Annotated in this window: 17 protein-coding genes; 13 read left to right on the forward strand and 4 right to left on the reverse strand. The window is 63.3% G+C overall.

Going from position 1 to position 15269, the window contains the following annotated elements:
- The first annotated feature begins 33 nt into the window (after positions 1–33).
- From FJW10_RS07730 to FJW10_RS07740, 3 genes are all read left to right on the forward strand, one after another.
- On the forward strand, positions 34–1824 hold the full coding sequence (locus FJW10_RS07730) for a tetratricopeptide repeat protein (protein ID WP_140899582.1): 1791 nt from the start codon (positions 34–36) through the stop codon (positions 1822–1824).
- Between the two features lie 206 nt (positions 1825–2030).
- Positions 2031–2834 carry an alpha/beta fold hydrolase gene (locus tag FJW10_RS07735; RefSeq protein WP_140899751.1) on the forward strand — a complete coding sequence of 268 codons (804 nt, stop codon included), beginning with the start codon at positions 2031–2033 and terminating at the stop codon, positions 2832–2834.
- A 135-nt stretch (positions 2835–2969) separates the two neighbouring features.
- The gene (locus tag FJW10_RS07740) at positions 2970–3590 is read left to right on the forward strand and encodes a hypothetical protein (protein WP_140899584.1); all 621 of its coding nucleotides are present in this window, start codon (positions 2970–2972) and stop codon (positions 3588–3590) included.
- On the opposite strand, the gene FJW10_RS07745 is transcribed toward FJW10_RS07740, so the two are convergent.
- Positions 3580–4515 (reverse strand): metallophosphoesterase, encoded by a 936-nt coding sequence (locus FJW10_RS07745; protein WP_140899586.1) that lies wholly within the window; start codon positions 4513–4515, stop codon positions 3580–3582. The two genes, FJW10_RS07740 and FJW10_RS07745, sit on opposite strands and share 11 nt — an antisense overlap.
- Positions 4516–4685: 170 nt before the next feature.
- Between FJW10_RS07745 and FJW10_RS07750 the strand changes: the two genes are divergently transcribed.
- Positions 4686–5189, forward strand: a complete 504-nt coding sequence (locus FJW10_RS07750) for an NUDIX domain-containing protein (RefSeq protein WP_140899588.1) — start codon at positions 4686–4688, stop codon at positions 5187–5189.
- The gene (locus FJW10_RS07755) at positions 5158–5742 is read left to right on the forward strand and encodes an ABZJ_00895 family protein (protein WP_140899590.1); all 585 of its coding nucleotides are present in this window, start codon (positions 5158–5160) and stop codon (positions 5740–5742) included. The genes FJW10_RS07750 and FJW10_RS07755 overlap by 32 nt, the downstream gene beginning before the upstream one ends.
- A gap of 21 nt (positions 5743–5763) precedes the next feature.
- Here the strand turns inward: FJW10_RS07755 and FJW10_RS07760 are convergent, their stop codons facing one another.
- On the reverse strand, positions 5764–6750 hold the full coding sequence (locus FJW10_RS07760) for a glutathione S-transferase family protein (protein WP_140899592.1): 987 nt from the start codon (positions 6748–6750) through the stop codon (positions 5764–5766).
- Between the two features lie 307 nt (positions 6751–7057).
- On the opposite strand from FJW10_RS07760, the gene FJW10_RS07765 reads away from it, so the two are divergent.
- The 6 genes from FJW10_RS07765 to FJW10_RS07790 all read left to right on the forward strand — a co-directional run bounded on the left by FJW10_RS07765 (position 7058) and on the right by FJW10_RS07790 (position 11820).
- A complete protein-coding gene (locus FJW10_RS07765; protein ID WP_140899594.1) occupies positions 7058–7663 on the forward strand; it encodes an N-acetyltransferase in 606 nt (201 codons plus the stop codon).
- Positions 7664–7689: 26 nt separating this feature from the next.
- Complete coding sequence (locus FJW10_RS07770; RefSeq protein WP_140899596.1) at positions 7690–8451, forward strand: 3-hydroxyacyl-CoA dehydrogenase; 762 nt, start codon at positions 7690–7692, stop codon at positions 8449–8451.
- A gap of 6 nt (positions 8452–8457) precedes the next feature.
- On the forward strand, positions 8458–9645 hold the full coding sequence (locus FJW10_RS07775) for a CaiB/BaiF CoA-transferase family protein (protein WP_140899598.1): 1188 nt from the start codon (positions 8458–8460) through the stop codon (positions 9643–9645).
- Positions 9646–9681: 36 nt separating this feature from the next.
- A complete protein-coding gene (locus tag FJW10_RS07780) occupies positions 9682–10452 on the forward strand; it encodes a HugZ family protein (RefSeq protein ID WP_140899600.1) in 771 nt (256 codons plus the stop codon).
- 158 nt (positions 10453–10610) lie between these two features.
- Positions 10611–10949, forward strand: coding sequence for a metalloregulator ArsR/SmtB family transcription factor (locus FJW10_RS07785; RefSeq protein ID WP_140645679.1), 339 nt, complete (start codon positions 10611–10613; stop codon positions 10947–10949).
- A gap of 55 nt (positions 10950–11004) precedes the next feature.
- Positions 11005–11820, forward strand: coding sequence for an RNA methyltransferase (locus FJW10_RS07790; protein ID WP_140899602.1), 816 nt, complete (start codon positions 11005–11007; stop codon positions 11818–11820).
- Positions 11821–11835: 15 nt separating this feature from the next.
- On the opposite strand, the gene FJW10_RS07795 is transcribed toward FJW10_RS07790, so the two are convergent.
- On the reverse strand, positions 11836–12975 hold the full coding sequence (locus FJW10_RS07795) for a hypothetical protein (protein ID WP_140899604.1): 1140 nt from the start codon (positions 12973–12975) through the stop codon (positions 11836–11838).
- Positions 12976–13109: 134 nt separating this feature from the next.
- A complete protein-coding gene (locus FJW10_RS07800) occupies positions 13110–13646 on the reverse strand; it encodes an EipA family protein (RefSeq protein WP_246674163.1) in 537 nt (178 codons plus the stop codon).
- Between the two features lie 383 nt (positions 13647–14029).
- Between FJW10_RS07800 and FJW10_RS07805 the strand changes: the two genes are divergently transcribed.
- A complete protein-coding gene (locus FJW10_RS07805; protein WP_140827718.1) occupies positions 14030–14659 on the forward strand; it encodes a histidine phosphotransferase family protein in 630 nt (209 codons plus the stop codon).
- Positions 14660–14879: 220 nt separating this feature from the next.
- On the forward strand, positions 14880–15248 hold the full coding sequence (locus FJW10_RS07810; protein ID WP_140827716.1) for a response regulator: 369 nt from the start codon (positions 14880–14882) through the stop codon (positions 15246–15248).
- Positions 15249–15269: the final 21 nt, after the last annotated feature.

Below are 15269 nucleotides of genomic sequence, written 5' to 3' on the forward strand. Positions count from 1 at the left end.
CCTAACCTGTGCCGACTTCGAAAGGTTCGACACTTGGAGCATGCCCCGCCTGCCGCCCCCGCAGTGCGCGAGACATTGGAGCGACTGCTAGCCAGCGAAACGTTCGGACGATCCGAGCGTGCCCGCAGGCTATTACGCTATCTGGTCGAACGCGAGCAGGCTGGCCAGGCGGACAGGCTGAAAGGCGTTTCCATCGCCATGGACGTCTTCGGCAAGGACGGCGATTTCGACGCTTCCACCGATGCCGTGGTCAGGGTGCAGGCCGGCCGCCTGCGCGAGCTCCTGGAGCAATACTTCTCCAATGAAGGTGTCGCCGAGCCGGTGCGCATCGCGATTCCGCGCGGCGGCTATGTCCCTTCCTATGAGCTGAACGCGATCCGGCTGCCTGGCAATGCCAGGTCCGCCTCCGGCAACATCGCGCAGCGGCCCGATGCTTTGGCCGAAGCCGCTCCGGCCGCCACCGAACACCTCGACACCTCTGTGCCGAGCGAACCTGCAGCGCTGATGGCGCCGGCAGCACCCGCCCAGTCGCTCACGCGGCAGCTGCGATTCTTCTGGGCTGCCATGGTCTTGGTCATTGTCATGCTCGGCGTGCTCATCGCGCGTCAAAGCAGTGCCTTCCTCAACGGCGGCGACACGACCGCGGCAGTCGAGGCGCCGCGCTTGGCCGGCACCGCCGCTCAGCCGACATTCGACTCCCTGCCGCTGATCTACATTGCGGTGAAGGCGGATGGAGCGGAGGCGGCTCGCGTCGCGTCATCGCTGCGCGCCGGGCTTGCCGGTTTCGACACCATCGATTTCATCGGGCGTGACCCGGATTCGACGCGCGATCAGTCCGCCGATCCAATCAGTTTCGTTTTCGAAATTGTCCCTGGGCCTGCTGCCGGCGACGTCACGGTGGAATTGCAGAGCGTCGCGACCGGCCGGGTTCTCCTGTCGCGCAACCTGACATCCGCCGAAAGCGCCCCTGGCGCGGTTGAAAGCAACATCGCCAGCCTTCTCACCTCGACCGTTCCCGCCTCGGGCGCGATCTACAGCTACATTGACCAGAGCGACGTTCGGACCAGCCAGATCGGATGCCTGGTGCTCGACGACCGCTATTATCTCGACATGAGCGCCGCGACCCACGAGGCTGCGTATCGCTGCCTGGAAAAGCTGGTCAGCGAAGGCACCAAATCGTCGCTTGTCTACGCGGAACTGGCCGCGCTCCATGTGGAAGCTGTCACCGCGCACTATGCCTATCCACCGGAAGCGACGCTCGAAAAGGCCATGTCGCTTGCGCATCGTGCCGTCCAGATGGGGCCGATGAGCCCGCACGCGCATCGCGCCTTTGGATACCTCAACTCGCGCCTCGGCAACACGGACGAAGCGATCCGCTTGATGCGCAAGGCTTACGAACTCAACCCGTATGATCTTGGGATGGCCGCCGCCTATGGCTACGGGCTGGTCTTCGCTGGCAAATATGATGAGGGAACGCCGATCTTGGGCCACGCGGTCGAAGCCTTCAGCAGCCATCCGACCTGGTGGGATTATGGCCTGTTCGTCGGCGCCTTCATGCAGGGCGATATGAAGAAGGCCGCGATCGCTAGCGAGTCACTGCGCACGACGGCATCCAAGTCGCACTATCTGGCCGCGCGCCTGATCGGTGCCAAGATTTCAGGGCGCGACAAGCTGGCGGGCGAGCTTGCCAACGAGCTGATCGCCGAATTCCCGAACTTCGTCGCCGACCCGCGCGCGACGTTCGTCGAACGCAAATACCCGGCCGATCTCACCGACCGGCTGGTGCAGTCCTTGAGAGCCGCCGGGATCGGCAACCCGAGCTAATCCAGCCCCGCGCCCGTGTTTGGGCCACACGATTACCGGAGCACGGAAATATGATGCTGTGATCCGGCAAGTATTAGGACATGCTTGCGCGTCCAGCACCTGACGGGCGCTGCGGTCGCGAAAATTTTACTGGCCACGGGCCTGGATCGGGAGCAATTCAGCCACAATTTGAAATTGCTGCCTGTCTTCTTCACCGTTCCATTTTCATGCTTCCATTCCCTAATGCCATCGAGGGCGGCGCTGGTCCGAAGACGATCGTCTTTCTGCACGGCTTCGGAGCTTGCCGTGAGATTTGGCGTGACGTCATGGCATCGCTGGCGGCGGAGGCGAGAGTGCTGGCCTATGATCTGCCGGGCCATGGGCAGTCCCTGGAATGCGAAGGCATGGGCGGCGCCAAGCCGGCCGCGCAGGCCGTCCTGGCCGATCTTGCCGCGCGCCGGTTGGGCAAGGTCCATCTCGTCGGCCACTCCATGGGCGGCGCGATCGCGACACTGATGGCGTTTGCCGACCCCGACAGGGTGGCCTCGCTCACTATGTTGGCGCCCGGCGGCTTCGGCCCGGAGATCAACGCAGCCTTGCTGCGCCGCTATGCCGCTGCGGCCAGCAGGAAGCAGGTCCGCGCCAGCCTTGCGGCCATGTCGGGTCCGCGCAGCGCGCCGCCCGACCACGTGGTGGATGCGTTGTACCGGATGCGCACCCGGCCAGGCCAGTTGCAGACCCTGATCGATATGGCGGCCGCGATGACAAGGGATGACCGGCAAGGAGTGATCCCCCGCGCGCAGCTGGATACGCTTGACATGCCGGTGATGGTTGTTTGGGGAGCGGAGGATCCGCTGCTGCCGGTCGAGCAGGCCGAGGCGCTGCCGTCGCATTTCTACCTGCACCATGTCCTTGACGCGGGTCATATGCTGGTCGAGGAGGCTCCAGACCTGATTGCCGAAATCGTGCGTCGCAACACGCGCCGGCACGGCAGACGGTTGCGTCCGCCTCTGGGCGCGGCGGCGAGCTGACCTCTCCCGGACCGACCTCGAAAATATCCGTAACCCGCCTCGGCCGGACCGCAGCAGTCGCACGACTCGTCGTCGCCAGTGCATTTTGCCTGCGATTGTGTTAACTCGCTGTTAACCAACAGCGAGGCAGCCGCCATGAAGGATACAGGCGACAAAGTCACCCCGATCGAGCCGTCGCGGAAGCTTGCCGACGCGGTACGCGACGTCAAGAACGCCTTCGCCGACCGCGACGATGTGATCGTGGAGATGCGCGATGCGCACCGCATGCGCCTCGATCTTCTGGCAACCGAGCTCGCCCCGGTCTTTGCCGATGTTCCGGCCGACATGGACAGCTTCGACTTCGCCGTCTCGTCCGGCCTGCAGCCGCGGCTATGGATCGACGCGGTGAGCCACGTCGCCATGGGACGCGACCGCCGCACCTATCGATTCCTCAAGGATACGCGCGTCGGCCGCGTGGTGCTGGCCGAATCGACCGAGCTGAAAGCCGTCGCCGATGCGGTGACGCGCTACGTGGCGGAACGTGTCGTCGAGCGGCAGCGCATGATGGAAGGGAGCATGGAGAGCGCCGTTCCGGGCCTGCATCGCCCCATGGTCAAGGAAGCGGAGCCGCCGATCCGGTCCGAAACCCGCCGCGGCAATGGCTGGACGACCTTCTTCGCCGGCCTCGGTCTGATCGCCGCCGGCGCCCTTGTCGGCCTGGCGTTTTCGCTGGCGTTGTTCTGGGATCGCATCGTGCAGATGAAGATCAGCTTCTGACGAGTTCACGGTCCTTCACCACCGGCACGTCGAGATCCATCGTTTGCAGATCCGAAGGCGGCAGCGCCGGCCCCGTCAGGCCGCGCCGGATCAGGCGAAGACGCCAGTCACCCTTTTCGCCGTCGATTTCGAACAGATTGTACTGAGCGGCCGGATGCTTGCCGCCCGGTGCCTGGCCCGCGGCGGCGACCCCGACCACGGGTACCTTGGCGCCACGTGCACCGATGGTGAACAGCGACGGCAGATGCGAATGGCCGTGCAGGACGAGTTCCGCGCCATGCCGGCGAATGACCTTGTGAAAGCGAGCGATGCCGAACAGCCGCTTATGCTGCGGTACGGCGCCGCGCACCGGCGGGTGGTGGATCATGATGGCGCGGAACAGCCCTTGTTGTGCCGCGTCGTCGAGAATCTTGCCGAGCCGCTCGGCCTGGCCCTCCATGAAGAAGCCGTTGGCCATGAAGGGCGCGGTGGCGCGCGCCGTGGTGACGCCCATCAGCGCGACATTGCCGCGCACGCGCAGGTACGGAAAGGAATTGCGGTCGACCGGACTGTTGACGCCGTCGCCCGTCATCCACGGAGCCCACGCCCGGCAGACCTTGTCGAAGGCGCCCGGCACATAGGCGTCGTGATTGCCAGGGACTACGGAGACGTCATGCGGCGATCCGAGCGTCTCCAGCCAGTGCTTGGCCATCTCGATCTCGCCGTCGAGCGCCAGGTTGACGAGATCGCCGGTGACGGCAAGATGGTCGGGCGCGTTCGCCTTGATGTCGGCGACGATGGTGTCGATCACCGCGTCATGCATATGGCGGCGGCGGTTGCGCTGCCAGTTGACATAGCCCAGCACGCGCTTGGACGCGAGGTCGCGATAGGTTACATCGGGCAGCGGTCCCAGATGAGCATCGGAAATATGCGCGAGCCTGAACATGGCCCCTTCTTAAGCGACGCTGACGAGGCTTTCCACTCACCGTTTGCTGTTCGCCCAAGCAGGTTCCGCAAAAGTGTCCCACGGTTTTGCGGTCAGAACCTGCGAAAAACAAGGAAGGTCAAGCAGATGTTCGTGGGGCAACCCACGAACATCTGCTTGGGGATCGTTGGATGAATCGCCGAACGGATTCGGAAGAGGCATTCCGCCAGACCGGCTGGCCGGGGTTGCGGGCACGGCTGTTCCATTTTTACTTCCTGTTGCGCCGCCCGATGACGCTTGGCGTGCGAGGGCTGGTTTATGACCGCGCCTCCAACTCCGTCTTCCTGATCCGCCACACCTATGTTCCCGGTTGGCAATTGCCGGGCGGCGGCGTCGAGATCGGCGAGACCCTCGAGGAAGCGCTGGCGCGCGAACTGGCCGAGGAAGGCAACATCGCTCTGACCGCGCCGCCGGTGCTGAAGTCGATGCATTTCAACCGCCGCTCCAGCAAGCGCGACCATGTCGGCCTTTATCTGATCGAAGCCTTCAGCCAGACGGCACCGAAACTGCGTGACCATGAGATCGCTGAGGCGGGTTTCTTTCCGCTCGATCGTTTGCCGGAAAATACGACGCCGGCGACACTTCGACGGATCGCTGAAACTCTTGGAGCCGAATTACCATCCCACTACTGGTGACTTGATCACGGCGATTTTTCTTGCGTTTGAAATTCAAGACTCTATCATTTCTGGAACGCGGGGAAATATGATGCTCATAGACAACATGGAAACGGTGAATATTTGGCGCTACGTCGGAATTTACATTACTATTACAATCGTATTGTATCTCGCATGGATCGCCTTTGTGTATATGGTTCCATCCATGGAGTCAGCCACGGCAACACCCGTTAATCTAGCCATAGTATTCGCATCCACCTCTTTCTCTTACTGGGCATTCATAAAACGACACGGAAGGCTTTTTAAGCGAAACGAGTACTGGAAAATAGTCATATTTTCGACAGCCGCATCGCTGCTGTTTTCAATGGTTTGCCTGCTGTTTTCAATGGCGGTAGGCATCGCGCCGATGAGCTTGGAACACGTCTCCGTCGGAGCCTGGGTAATGGTTCTGGCAATACTTGCGCCGTTTGGTTTTTGCATCAACGCCATCGGCTTCAACAAACGGTTCGGCAAAAGGTTTTTGAAGGCCAACCGCGGCAGACGGGCTCAACTCGATGCGGAGCCCTTTCAATAACCTGCTCGCGGTCGATGGATTTCAAGCCGCCTTCCTGAACCTGCCCCGGTCATGCGGCGCGGCATAATCAAGCTCAGGCCCTGCCGGAACGATTCCCGTCGGATTGATCGATCTGTGGCTGCCGTAATAATGCGCCTTGATGTGATGCAGGTTGACCGTGCCCGCAACGCCGGGCACCTGATAGAGATCGCGCAGATAGTTCGACAGGTTCGGATAGTCGGCGATGCGGCGCAGGTTGCATTTGAAGTGGCCGACATAGACCGGATCGAAACGAACCAGCGTCGTGAACAGCCGCCAATCGGCCTCGGTGATGCGTTCGCCGGCCAGATAGCGCTGGTTCGAAAGCCGCTCCTCGATCATATCGAGCGCCGAGAACAATTCGCCGAACGCTTCCTCATAGGCTTTCTGCGCGGTGGCGAAGCCGGCGCGATAGACGCCGTTGTTGATCGCCGGATAGACCAGCGCGTTGATCTTGTCGATCTCCGCCCGCAGCGACGCCGGATAGAAGTCGAGGCCGGCATCGCCCCATTCGTCGAAGGCGGAATTGAGCATGCGGATGATCTCGGAGGACTCGTTGTTGACGATGGTCTCCTGCCTTTTGTCCCACAGCACCGGCACCGTCACGCGGCCTGAATAGGCCGGATCGGCCTTGGCATAGATCTGGTGCAGGAAATCGAGGCCGTAGAGCGTGTCCCCGGTGGCGCCGTCCTCGGCTTTGAAGGTCCAGCCGCTTTCGCCCATGAAATGGTGCACCACCGAGACCGAGATGATGACCTCCAGCTTCTTCAAAGCACGGAAGATCAGTGTGCGGTGTGCCCATGGGCAGGCGAGCGAGACATAGAGGTGATAGCGGCCGGGTTCCGCCTTGAAGCCGCGTGCGCGCCCTTCGGCCGGCCTGCCATCGCGCGTGATCCAGTCGCGCCATTGCGACTCCGTCCGCACGAACCGCCCACCGCTGTCGGTGTTCGGCGCGCGGTCCCGCCATTTGCCTTCGATCAGCAATCCCATGCGAAAAATCTCCCTTGCGGTTGGACATTATCTAGGTTGATGACCGGGCCGGCGAAGCCCTCGGGCGCTGAACAGTTCGTCAAATGACGAAACGGTCGGAGACGGACAAGTTCGCCACGCGAGGCAAAGAAAGCCGGAAAGCACCGATTGCAGCGACACGAAATTGGTGCTAGCGGAAGCGCCCATGTTCGACTTTGCCTCGATCCGGTTCGACCGACGACGAAAGGGCGCCCGCGCTTAAGAAGCGCTGATTGGCGAACGCTGCCGCTTGCAGCAAACCTTCCTCGCATACCGGAACGCAAAGACCATGAGCCTTGCCGACGTGAAATACCTGCCGGAAACCCCGGCGCATGATCCTGAAATCGAAGCCATCAACGACGAGGCCTTCGGCCCGGGTCGTTTCGTGCTTGCCGCCTACAAGATCCGCGAGTCGGGAGGACATGACCGCTCGATGTCTTTCGTCGCTGTCAAGGGCGGTACGATCATCGCTTCGGTGCGCATGACGCGCGTGGCAGCTGGCGCCGGACGCGCCATGATGCTCGGCCCGCTTGCGGTGCGCCCCGCCTACAAGAATCTCGGCATCGGCCGCAAGCTGGTCGCGATCGCGCTGGAGGCGGCCAGGAAAGCCGGCGCACCGGCCGTGATCCTGGTCGGCGACGAGCCATATTATGGGCCGCTGGGCTTCAAGCGCTTTCCGCGCGGGCAGATCACCATGCCGCGCCCGGTCGATCTCGACCGCCTGCTGCATCACGAAATCAAGCCCGGAGCCGTCGCTCGCTTTGCCGGCGATGTCTGTCACGCCAATACGGCGAGGGTTGCCGAACTTGCGCCGGCCTTGGCGCGGTCGGCTGCCACGGCGCAGTCGTCGATCGATCCGGCTATGGCGGTTGCGCCTCCCTTGCGCGCCTCGTAGCATAATTCGAATCCTGGGAGGCTTGCATGAACCCGAACGGCCAGATCGCGATCGTCACCGGCGGCGGATCGGGCCTTGGCGAGGCGACGGCGCGCGCGTTGGCGGCCAAGGACGCCCGTGTCGCCATCCTCGACGTGGGCATCGAGCGCGCAGCGAAAGTCGCGGCCGACATCGGCGGCATTGCTGTCCAATGCGATGTCGGCAGCGGCGACAGCGCCGCCGCCGCGATCGCCGAAGTGGTTGAAAAGCTTGGGCCGCCGCGCATCCTGGTCAATTGCGCCGGCATCGCCATCGGCGTGAAGACGATCGGCAAGGACGGACCGCATCCGCTCGACCAGTACCGCAAGGTGATCGAGATCAACCTGATTGGCACCTTCAACATGATCCGTCTCGTCGCCGACCGGGCGGCGAAACTCGATCCGCTCGCCGGCGGCGAGCGCGGCGTCGTCGTCAACACCGCCTCCGTCGCCGCCTATGACGGCCAGATCGGCCAGGCCGCCTACGCGGCTTCCAAGGGCGGTGTCGTCGGCATGACGCTGCCTGTGGCGCGCGATCTCGCCCGCTTCGGCATTCGCGTCTGCACCATTGCGCCCGGTATCTTCAAGACGCCGATGATGGCAGGCATGCCGCAGGAAGTGCAGGATTCGCTCGGCGCTTCCGTGCCCTTCCCGCCGCGGCTGGGCGAGCCGTCGGAATATGCGTCGCTCGCCCTCCACATCGTCGAGAACCAGATGCTGAACGGCGAGACCATCCGCCTCGACGGCGCCATCCGCATGGCGCCGAAATAAGCGGGGATGAATGGCTCGCCGACAGGCGCCGGTGCCGCCGCCGGAAAGACCGGCCCGCTCGCTGGCCTGAAAGTGATCGAGATGGCCGGGCTCGGTCCGGTGCCGCTTGCCGCCCTGATGCTGTCCGAGATGGGCGCGGAGGTGCTGCGCATCGAACGCGCCGACGCTGGCCAGCCGCTCCTGAGCCTACCGCAAGAATACGATCTCGACCGCCACGGCCGTTCCATCCTCAAGCTCGACCTCAAGCGCCCGGCGGGCGCGGAGCTGCTGCTGTGCCTTGCGGCACAGGCCGACTTGCTCGTCGAAGGCTTCCGCCCCGGCGTGATGGAGCGGCTCGGGCTGGGGCCGGATGTCGTTCTCCAGCGCAATCCGGCGCTGATCTATGGTCGCCTGACCGGCTTCGGCCAGGACGGGCCGCTGTCCGGCAAAGCCGGGCACGACATCACCTATCTCGCCTATGCGGGCCTTCTGCATGCGGTCGGCAGGCAGGACGCGCCGCCGGTGCCGCCGCTCAACCTCGTTGCGGATCAAGGCGGCGGCGCCATGATGCTGATCGCGGGCGTGCTCGCCGCTCTTTTCCAGCGCTCGCGCAGCGGAAAGGGCCAGGTAGTCGATGCCTCGATGATCGAGGGAGCCTCGATGCTTGCCGCGCCCATCCACGCCTATATGGCGGCGGATCTGTGGAGCGACAGGCGCGGCGAGAACCTGCTCGATTCCGGGGCGCCTTTCTACGATACCTATGAGACGGCGGACGCAAGGCACGTTGCCGTCGGCTGTCTCGAACCGCGCTTCTTCGACGAATTCGCCAGGCTGCTGCCGCTCGACGGGCATTTTGTCGGCAGTCAGTACGACAAGTCGTCATGGCCCGCGATGCGCGCCGCCATTGCCGGCCGGATCAAGGCAAAGACGCGCGACGAATGGGCCGAGCTTTTCGCCGCGACGGATGCCTGCGTGGCGCCCGTGCTGTCCCTGGTCGAAGCCAGGAACCATCCGCACAATCGCGCCAGGCAAAGCTTCGTGAAGTCCGGCGAACTCGACCGCCCGGCGCCGGCGCCGCGTTTCTCGCAAGGCGCACAAGCGCCTGCCGCAACTCCGGCCGTCGCCGATCGCGAGCCCTCGGGCATATTGACCCGTTTCGGTTTGAGCGAAGAGGAGATCGGAGCGCTTGCAAAGGCGGGCGTGTTCGGTCGATAACCGGAGAACGAAAATCAGCTTATCTCGGGTGCGCTTGTGACCGAACCGAAGAAGGACGTCATCCGCGAGACCGACGCAGAGGCGATCAGGCTGGCGAAAACCCTGATCCGCGCGGCACGTTTCGGCGCGCTCGCGGCGATCGAGCCTGGCACCGGCGCGCCGCTGGCAAGCAGGGTTGGCGTCGCCACCGACATCGACGGCGCGCCGCTGATCCTGATCTCGATGCTGTCTGCGCATACCGGTGCGTTGCTCGCCGATCCGCGCTGTTCGCTGCTGCTTGGCGAACCCGGCAAGGGCGATCCGCTGGCGCATCCGCGCATCAGCTTGGCATGCCGGGCCCTGCGGCTGGAGCGGGGATCGGCCGATCAGATCCGCGCCGAGCGGCGCTACCTCAACCGCAATCCGAAGGCGAGGCTCTATGCCGGGCTCGGCGACTTCTCGTTCTTCCGGCTCGAGCCCGAGCGCGCCAGCCTGAACGGCGGCTTCGGCAGGGCCTTTCTCCTCGACCGTGATGATCTCATCACCGGCGGCACCCTTGTCGAGGAGTTCGCCGGCAGCGAACAGGCGGCGCTCGACCACATGAATGCCGACCATCGCGACGCACTTGCCCTTTATGCCCGTCATTTCGGCCGCGCCGAAGGCGACGGCTGGATCGCCACCGGTTTCGACCCCGATGGCATGGATCTCGCCGCCGCCGATGCGATCTGCAGGATTTTCTTTCCCCAGTCTCTGCAAAGCGCGCGCGAATTGCGTTCGGCGCTTGTCGAGATGGCAAAGGCGGCACGCGCCGCGGAGCAAGAGCGGTAGTTGATCGCGAGCCGGCGAAAGCAACGCTTGAGATTTAGACGAAATGATCTACCCTTGTAGTGACGCTGATTCAGCAGCGCCCATCGACATCTGAACATCCTGGAATCAGGCACCATTGCCCCCTGGCGCCTGGATGAGCCAAGACCCTTGGGGGATCCATGATCTCAAATAAGCTAATCGCCAATGCGGAATCGGCGGCCGCGTTTCTCACCCTCATGGGCAACGAAAAGCGCTTGCTCATCGTGGCCCATCTGATCGACGATGAAATGTCGGTCGGCGCCATCGCCGAGAAGGTGCAACTCAGCCAATCCGCGCTGTCGCAGCATCTCGCCAAGCTGAGGGCGCTCGATCTCGTCGAAACCCGGCGCGACCGCCAGATGATTTACTATTCCTGCAAATCCGAGGCGGTGCGCGAATTGCTGCGCATGCTGGAAGGCATTTTCGGCGACGGCGACCTCTCCCAGATGGCCTATCGGCTGCGCCGCGCCGGGGCTTGACCCGCACCATCCAAAGCTCCTTACCTCGCTGGCATTTTTTGCCGGCGAGATTTGCATGAACCTCATTCCCATCGACGATCCTCGGGATCCGCGCGTCGCCGCCTATCTCGACATCCGCGAGCGCGATCTCGTCGGCCGGCATGGCCGCTTCATCGCCGAAGGCAAGGTGGTGCTGGACCTCCTGCTGTCGACCGGGCGCTTCGCCGCCGAATCGGCCCTCATCCTCGAAAACAGACTGGCGGGCGTGCAGGAGATCTTGCGCAAGGCACCTCCCGAGTTTCCGGTCTATGTCGCCGCGGGTGCGGTCATGGACCGGATCGCCGGCTTCCACATGCATCGCGGCATCCTGGCGATCGGCATGCGTGGCGATCCGGCGCCCGCCGAGATTCTGGTGGAAACCTTGCCCCGGCGCGCATTGGCCGTCGTCCTGGTCGGCATATCCAATCACGACAATATGGGGGCGATCTTCCGCAATGCGGCCGCCTTCGGCGCGGGCGCGGTGCTGCTCGACCAGACGTGCTGCGATCCGCTCTACCGCAAGGCAATCCGTGTTTCAGTCGGCGCGGCGCTGAAGGTTCCCTTCGCCACCTTCGGCGATATCGGAACCTTCACCGCGACGCTCGATCGGCTCGGCTTCAGCCAGTTCGCGCTCTCGCCACGCGGAAACATCGACATCCGCGCCGCGGAACGCTCGGCGCGCCTGGCGCTCTATCTCGGCACCGAAGGCGAAGGCCTGCCCCGGGATCTGCTTGCCCGGCTGCAAACGGTGAGGATCGCAATGGCGGAAGGTTTCGACAGCCTGAACGTCGCCGCCGCGTCGGCAATAGCCCTGCATCGCTTTTCGAAAGCCGGCGACGCATTGGCTGAATAACGGCGGTCGTGTCGTTCAGTTGGCCGAGCCGGCCTTCTGCAAAGCCCTCACACGGTCGGCCAGGCTGACGCCGCGCCCATTTTGCTGCCCCTCGCCCGCCAGCGCCTTGGCGATAGGCGAGTCCGGCCCGTCCAGCTTCATCGTCAGATTGACCACCTCGGCGGCCAGCTCGTTCATTTGTTCGCGAAGGCCGGCGCCCGAGCGCGCATCGCCCGCCGCTTCGGGCATCGCCGTCCCGGAGGCTGCAAGATCGGTTTTCAGCCGCTTGTTCTCGCGCGCCAGCGCCGTCAGCCTCGCCTCCAGCCGTTCCCGGTCGCCCTCGAGCCTGGCGATCGCCTTGTCGACATTGTCGCCTTTCGTATCCGTGCCGGCAGCCAGCTGCGCGACGCCGTTCGCGGCGTTCTCCTTCGAACGTTCACGCATTTGAGCGATATCCTTCTCGCGCCGGTCGAGCTTTTCCTCGCGGTCGGCAAGCGTGGCAAGCAGCCGCTCGACCTTCTTGTCGAGCTCGGCCGTTTTCTTCTTCTCCGCCTTCAACGCTTCGCGCGCGGCCTTGCTTTCCGACGCGACCTCCTGATTGCGCCGGTCCGCCTCCTTGCGCTGGCCCTTGAGCAACGCAATGTCGCTGGCGAGCTTTTCCAGCTCCGATTCGCGGGCAACCAGTTCGATCTGGCGGTTCGAGGACGAGAAGCTGGCGTCGTCATACATCTGCTCGAGCTTCTGCACCTCCAGCGCGCGTTTTTCCAGCGCCCGCTCCGTCTGTACGTGCTTTTCCGACAACCGGTGCAGATCCTCCTCGCGCTGCCTGAGCTCCGCATTCTTTGCCTGCAGATCGGAGAGCGCCTGGTTCTTGTCCTTCTTTTCGACCGCCAGTTCCTTCAGGGCCTCGCGCCCGCGGCCGATCTCCACCAGTTGCTCGGCCGCCTTCTCCTGAAGGTTCTTGACGGTTATCTCCAGCCGGCGCGTCGTCATGGCATATTCCGCCCGGACCCGATCCTTGTCCGCCTGGATTTCGGCTGGCGTCAGCGGCAGCGAAGCCTCGAGGCGCCTGCGCGTCAGGACGACGGCCCGCCGCCAGACCGCCGGCGCGACCAGCGACACCAGAAAAACGGCGCAAAGGAAACCGAGTACGAAGAACAGAACCGACTGGACCAAGGCGTGCTATCCACTTTACGGAGCGGCAATCGCTGGATTGTGCTACCTTGGCATGGCGGAAATTCAACGCCGCGGCAAGAGTTTGCCGCGGCGCGATCACCACTGTCCGAGCGATTGTAGCGAGCGCAATCCGATCAGAACGGGTTCCAGGTCGGCCTTTCGGTGAGCTTCAGATAGCCGAGATTGACCCCGAGACGGGCACCTACGCCGGTGCGGATCGGCACAATCAGCACTCGGTTGCTCTGCAATACGTTGAAGCCGACGCCCGCAATGACATAGGCGGAGCCGGCAACGCCGCCGAAGCGGTTATAGAGGCTGCTGATGTCGTCGAGGTTGTAGACCAGCATCATCACCCGCGATCCCTCGCCGCCGAAATCCCAGCCGAGCGACGGACCTTGCCAGAACACCTTATGGTCGCCGGCGTTCTTGGTGTAGAGTGTCCCCTCGCCATAGGTCAGGCCGCCGATCAGGGCGCCGGATCCTTCCTCGCCCAGCAGGTAGCCGTTGGGCAGGCCGTAGGAGGCAAAGATCTTCTCGACGACGGTGGCCAGGCCGCCGGACGTCTCGCCGAAGAATTTATGACCGGAATCGACGATCTCCTGAGCGGTGTATTGTTGAGCCCGTGACGCAGCGGTCGAAAAGACAAGAGCCCCCAGGAGCGTGATGGTCATGGCGAGGACACGGACGAACGTCCGGTCGTAGTATCGGGAAAACATGCTTCCAATCTCCGTCAGGGAGCACTTTCGCCGACGCCTCGCACCCCTGCGGCTCTTGCCGGCCGTTCGGAGTGGCTATCACGGGCAAACTATGCCGTAATCCTTTTTCAACCATTAAGCTCCCACACGAAGATGGCGGTTCGAAGGCTGCGCTTGCGTCCCGGCGGCGGGTTTCCCCCCGCAAACACATCATTTTCGCCGTCGGCAATTTTGGATTTGTTGATGCGCGCTCAGGCCCTGTGTATTCAGAAAGCCTTGGAAAAGAGCGTGATTCGTGTGGGCAGGCGCGAAAACGGTCGCTCGGCCATGAACAAATGACTTAAGCAGGGATTTCGCCGATGGCCGAGCTTTTCACCCTTTCCGCGCCAGATCTCGCGGCGCTGCTTTGCAGCCGTGTCTGCCACGACATCATTTCGCCGGTGGGCGCGATCAACAACGGCCTTGAGCTGCTCGACGAAGGCGGCGCCGACGAAGACGCCATGAAGCTCATTCGCCAGAGCGCCAAGAACGCCTCGGCGCGATTGCAGTTTGCCCGCATCGCCTTCGGCGCCGCGGGTTCCGCCGGCATGATGATCGACACCGGCGATGCCGAGGCCGTGGCCATCGCCTTCCTGAAGAACGAAAAGCCGGAACTGGTGTGGAACGGGCCCCGAGCGCTCTTGCCCAAGAACAAGGTCAAGCTGCTGCTTAACCTCATTCTCGTCGCCAACGCGGCCATACCGCGCGGCGGCAAGCTGGTGGTCACGCTGGAAAGTCTCGAAACCGAGCCGCGTTTTTCGCTGTCGGCTGGTGGCCCGATGCTGCGCGTGCCGCCGAAATTCCTCGAACTGCATTCCGGCCACAAGCCGGAGGAGCCGATCGATGCCCATTCGGTCCAGCCTTACTATACGCTGCTTCTGGCGCGCGAGGCCAATATGACGATCTCGATCCACGCGACCGCCGAGGAGATCGTGCTGAAGGCTGCATAAGAAAAGCCGAAGTATCTCTACTGCTAATATTTGTGTTGGCAGTGCAGGCTGAGCAATGCCAGCCGCGATGCATGTAATCGCGCTGCGGGCCAAACGGCGCGAGACGCTCGTTTGGAAAAACTTTACCTAACGGCTTTTCGGCTTCTTTACCAGATTGGCCTATGGTGCTTTCCGGTCGCCGGAGGTTGCCGGTTCGGCAGATGGCAAAGAGGACCCGGACATGAAGCGCTGCCTGTTCGTCGATGATTCGAGCGTCATCAGGAAGGTCGCAAAACGCATTCTTGGCGGCACGGACATGATTGTCGTCGAGGCGTCGACCGGAGTCGAGGCTGCCGAGATTTGCGCTGGAGAGATGCCCGATGTCATCGTCATCGACGGTGGTCTTGCCGACATCCAGGCGGTCGACCTCATTCGCCGCATCCGCGCCATCGAAAGCCCTGTCCGGCCGCAGATCCTGGTCTCGCTGGTCGAAGTCGATGTGGCTGCGATCATGCGCGCCAAGCGCGCCGGCGCCCAGGGCTATCTCCTGAAACCCTTCAATCGCGCGCAATTGCTCGAAAGCTTCCGCGTCCTGAAGATAGCCGCCTGATTCGCCGAGACCGTTTTCAAA

It is taken from the genome of Mesorhizobium sp. B4-1-1 (assembly GCF_006439375.1).
In the GTDB taxonomy this organism is placed as follows: domain Bacteria; phylum Pseudomonadota; class Alphaproteobacteria; order Rhizobiales; family Rhizobiaceae; genus Mesorhizobium.